This window comes from Pseudomonas sp. CM27, assembly GCF_013179515.1.
Lineage (GTDB): Bacteria > Pseudomonadota > Gammaproteobacteria > Pseudomonadales > Pseudomonadaceae > Aquipseudomonas.
Genome location: NZ_JABMCN010000044.1, coordinates 3,076 through 7,248 on the forward strand (window position 1 = coordinate 3,076; position 4,173 = coordinate 7,248).

The following is a 4,173-nucleotide window of genomic DNA, read 5'->3' on the forward strand; positions in this document are numbered from 1 at the left end:
GTTCTCTGACCACTCCAAGGGTTCGATCTTGATGAAGTCGCTGACGGTTGAGACCTGATAAAGGCCCAGGTAGCCATTGCGGCTGATGCCTACCTTTTTTTCGTGGTCCGGCCCACTTCCGGTGATCATGAAGTGCAATCGATCCGAGCTTCTTGAATGCAGCAGAAAGCGAAAGGTGTAGGCAGGCTTTTCCTTGCCCGCAACGATCCAGTCGCTTTGACCACCTAGGACGTTGCCCTCACGGTCTTCGAAATAGCTGCGGTAAACGGCTCTTTCGGGATCAGCAGACGGCGTTGTGGTAGCGGGCGGCACGGTATGCAGGGTGCCAAGGAATACTTCGAGTTGGTCAGCCCACGTGGTGGGGATGGTAGGTACGTTCACCTGCTGTTCTCCATCGGTTCGAAAAGGCGAGCCCAGCATAGTGGGCCCTCCGAACAGCAGGCATGGTCAAGGGCTTCCTTTGGCGGCATGTCAGCCGGCGGTTTCGCCCTCCAGCAGCATGAACAAGCGAAACAGCACCACGGTGCTGAACAGCTGCAGGAATCCGCTGAGGCTGTCCATGGCCAGTTCCATGCCCGGCGATGGCTCGGGGAAGGCCATCAGCAACAACCCGTCGATCAGCCAGATCGGCGCCAGCACACTCACCACGCAGATCATGATCCGCATGAAGTGACCGGTGGTCATGCGCGCGCTTTCGCGCATCGCCTGCACCACGGGCAGGCCGCGCAGCACCAGCAGGTACTCGGCGAACACCAGGTTGATCATGATCCACACCCCCGGGAACACGAACAGTGCCAGGCCGGCCATGATCAGCAGCGAGCTGATCAGTATCAGCAGCGCCAGTTGCGGCCACAGTTGCAGGGCCCGGGCGAACAGGTCGCGCTTGCCGATTTCCTGGCCATTGCTGCGGGTGTCGAGGTAAAGGATCAGTGCCGCGCTGTACAGCGGGTAGAACAACAGACTGACCAGCATGCCGTAGGCCGGCGATGCCTGGTCGCCCATCTGCCGGTACAGCAGTTGGGTGAGCAAGGCCTCCAGCACCACCAGCGGCAGGCACAGCTGGACAATGTTCGGCAGGTGGCGGCGGAAGAAGTACAGGGAGTCGCGCAGGACGCTCAGCGGATTCATCGGTCAACATCGCATGGCAGTAAAAACAGGGGCATAACTTTAGCCCAAAGCGGGCCCGCGTCTGTCACTTGCTGAAAAAAGTTTCACGGCACAGGTTATTGAATCCTACGCCTGCACGCCCCATCTTTGAGCCTGTCCGATGTCCCGCTACCCATGAGGTCGCCCCATGAATACTGAAGAACAATCCCTGATCGACGGCCTGTTCGGCCGCATCAAGCAAGCCGAAGACCCAGCGCAGCCGCGTGATGCGCAGGCCCAGGCATGCATCGAGGGGCACCTGCGTCAGCAGCCGGCGGCGCCTTACTACATGGCCCAGGCGATCCTGGTACAGGAAGCCGCACTCAAGCGCCTGGACGAGCAGAACAAACAGCTGGAAGCCGAACTGAAGCGGGCCCGCGCGCAGGCCGAGGCGGCACAGGCTGCCAATAGTGCGCCGAGCAATGGCGGTGGTGGCTTCCTGTCTGGCATCTTTGGTTCGGGTGGGCGTAGCGCTGCCCCGGCTGTGCAGCAGCCGCAGCGTCCTTCGGCACCCGCGGTGGCGTCGGGCGGTGGTTGGCGTGAGCCGTCGGCACCGGGTTTTTCCCAGCCACAGGCGCAGCAGCCGGGGTTTGGCGCCGCCCCTGCGCGCGGTGGTGCCAGCAGCTTCCTGGGTGGCGCCATGCAGACCGCCGCCGGTGTGGCGGGCGGGGTATTGTTGGCGCAGGGCATCAGCAGCCTGTTCAACCACAACTCGCAACCGGAAGAGGTGGTTGAAGTGGTCAATGAAGAGCCCCTGCCGGCCAGTGACAGCGGCGGCTGGAACGACCAGGGCGGGCAGCAGCAAGTGGCTGACAATAGTGGGTGGGGCAATGACCAGGGTGGTTACGCCGACACCGATTATGGCAGCGATGGTGGTGGGTTCTTCTCGGACGATGACTCGTACGTCTGACAGGTCTGGCATACTGCTGGCATTTCCGGTGGCTGCCAGGCGGCCCCCGGTATCCCAGGCCAGACATGAGGTTCCCAGGTGAAAAAGATCGCGCTGTTCGCCGATGTGCAGAACCTCTACTACACCGTGCGCCAGGCGCACGGTTGCCATTTCAACTACACCGCCCTGTGGGCCGATGTCAGCCGCGAAGGCCAGATCGTCGAGGCCGTGGCCTACGCCATTGATCGCGGTGACAGCAAGCAGCAGCAATTCCAGCAGATTCTGCGCAACCTCGGGTTCGAGGTGCGGCTGAAGCCGTTCATCCAGCGCAGCGATGGGTCGGCCAAAGGTGACTGGGACGTTGGCATCACCCTGGATGTGATTGACGCGGCAAGCCGGGTCGACCAGGTCGTGCTGGCCTCGGGGGACGGCGATTTTGACCTGTTGCTGGAACGGGTGATCCAGCGCCATGGCACCGAGGCGGTGGTGTATGGCGTGCCTGGGCTTACCGCGCTGTCGTTGATCCGTGCCGCCACCCGCTATGTACCTATCGAGGGTACGCTGTTGCTCAAACACTAAGGTCTGTTCATGGAACGTATTGCTGTCATCGACTTTGAAACCACTGGCATCACCCCCAGCGCCGGCTGCCGCGCCACCGAGGTGGCGGTCGTGATGCTGGAGCGCGGGCGTATCGTCGAGCGCTACCAGAGCCTGATGAACGCCGGCGTGCCGGTGCCGGCGTTCGTCGCCGGGCTGACTGGCATCACCACCGCCATGCTGCGCAGTGCGCCACCGGTGGACAAGGTGATGAACGAAGTGGCCGAATTCGTCGGTGGCACGCCACTGCTGGCGCATAACGCTGCCTTCGACCAGAAGTTCTGGGACTACGAACTTGGCCGTATCGGCCGCAGCCGCAGCCAGTCATTCGCCTGTTCGCTGTTGTTGTCGCGACGCTTGTTGCCGGCGGCACCGAACCACAAGCTGGGCACTCTGACCCGCTGGGCCGGGCTGCCGGATACCGGTGCCGCGCACCGTGCCATGGCTGATGCCGAGATGGCGGCCAACCTGCTGCAGCATCTGGCTGGCGTATTGCGCCAGAACCATGGGGTGCAGCAACTTTCGCACGATATGCTGTGCCGCTTGCAGAAAACACCTGCGGCGAAGGTTCGCGAGGCGTTGGCGAAATATTGTTAGAGCGGCGCAAAAGTGTGCCGCCCATTTCAAGCCATTTTGTAACTTATCTTTGCCTTGGCAGGCCCTTAAACTGAATCACCCGTAAACGGATTTCGAGTTTTCCCATGCCTGCCTCCCGTCGCTTCCCGTTATTGCTCATTGGTGCCTTTCTTGCCCTGTATCTGGTTTGGGGCTCCACCTACCTGTTCATTCGCATTGGTGTCGAGAGCTGGCCGCCGATGCTGATGGCCGGGGTGCGCTTCCTGATTGCCGGTGGCCTGCTGTATGGCTTCCTGCGCTGGCGCGGGGTGCCAGCGCCGACGTGGCCGCAATGGCGAGCGGCGGGGGCGATCGGCTTTCTGCTGCTGAGTTGCGGCAACGGCGGTGTGACCGTGGCCGAACATGCCGGCGTGGCTTCGGGCGTGGCAGCATTGGCGGTGGCGACGGTGCCCCTGTTCACCTTGCTGTTCGGCCTGTTGTTCGGGCACCGTAATTCCAGGTTGGAGTGGGCGGGGATTGCCCTTGGGCTGGTGGGCATCGGCATGCTCAACCTGGGCTCCAACCTGCAGGCCAGCCCGATTGGTGCAGCATTGATCATTTTCGCCGCCGCCTCCTGGGCGTTTGGTTCGGTGTGGAGCAAATCGCTGCCACTGCCGCAGGGCCCGATGGCCAGCGCCGCGGAAATGCTGGTCGGTGGTGCCGTGCTGTTGCTGGGCAGTGTGCTGTCTGGCGAGCGCATGACGCAGATGCCGACAGCCGCCGGCTGGGGAGCGCTGGCGTACCTGGTGTTGTTCGGCTCGATCCTGGCGTTCAGTGCCTACATGTACCTGCTCAAGCATGTTCGCCCGGCGGCCGCCACCAGCTATGCCTACGTCAACCCGGCGGTAGCGGTGTTGCTGGGCATCGTCTTTGCCGGTGAACAGATTGGCGCCGAAGAGTGCGTGGCCATGGCGGTGATCATCGGC

General features: G+C 62.5%; 6 protein-coding genes. 4 read left to right on the top strand and 2 right to left on the bottom strand.

The features are described from left to right. On the bottom strand, nt 1-381 hold a 381-nt coding region (locus tag HP547_RS07895; RefSeq protein WP_172285969.1), incomplete at its 3' end, for a hypothetical protein. A gap of 90 nt (nt 382-471) precedes the next feature. After that, nucleotides 472-1,128 carry a YciC family protein gene (locus tag HP547_RS07900; protein ID WP_172219908.1) on the bottom strand — a complete coding sequence of 219 codons (657 nt, stop codon included), beginning with the start codon at nt 1,126-1,128 and terminating at the stop codon, nt 472-474. A 166-nt stretch (nt 1,129-1,294) separates the two neighbouring features. On the opposite strand from HP547_RS07900, the gene HP547_RS07905 reads away from it, so the two are divergent. The 4 genes from HP547_RS07905 to yedA form a co-directional block, all read left to right on the top strand. Then, nucleotides 1,295-2,056, top strand: coding sequence for a DUF2076 domain-containing protein (locus tag HP547_RS07905; RefSeq protein ID WP_172219905.1), 762 nt, complete (start codon nt 1,295-1,297; stop codon nt 2,054-2,056). Nucleotides 2,057-2,134: 78 nt separating this feature from the next. Then, nucleotides 2,135-2,614, top strand: coding sequence for an NYN domain-containing protein (locus HP547_RS07910; RefSeq protein WP_172219902.1), 480 nt, complete (start codon nt 2,135-2,137; stop codon nt 2,612-2,614). 9 nt (nt 2,615-2,623) lie between these two features. Beyond that, nucleotides 2,624-3,229 carry a PolC-type DNA polymerase III gene (locus HP547_RS07915; RefSeq protein ID WP_172285970.1) on the top strand — a complete coding sequence of 202 codons (606 nt, stop codon included), beginning with the start codon at nt 2,624-2,626 and terminating at the stop codon, nt 3,227-3,229. Nucleotides 3,230-3,333: 104 nt separating this feature from the next. Next, a partial coding sequence (gene yedA / locus HP547_RS07920; RefSeq protein ID WP_172285971.1) for a drug/metabolite exporter YedA occupies nt 3,334-4,173 on the top strand: 840 nt, incomplete at its 3' end.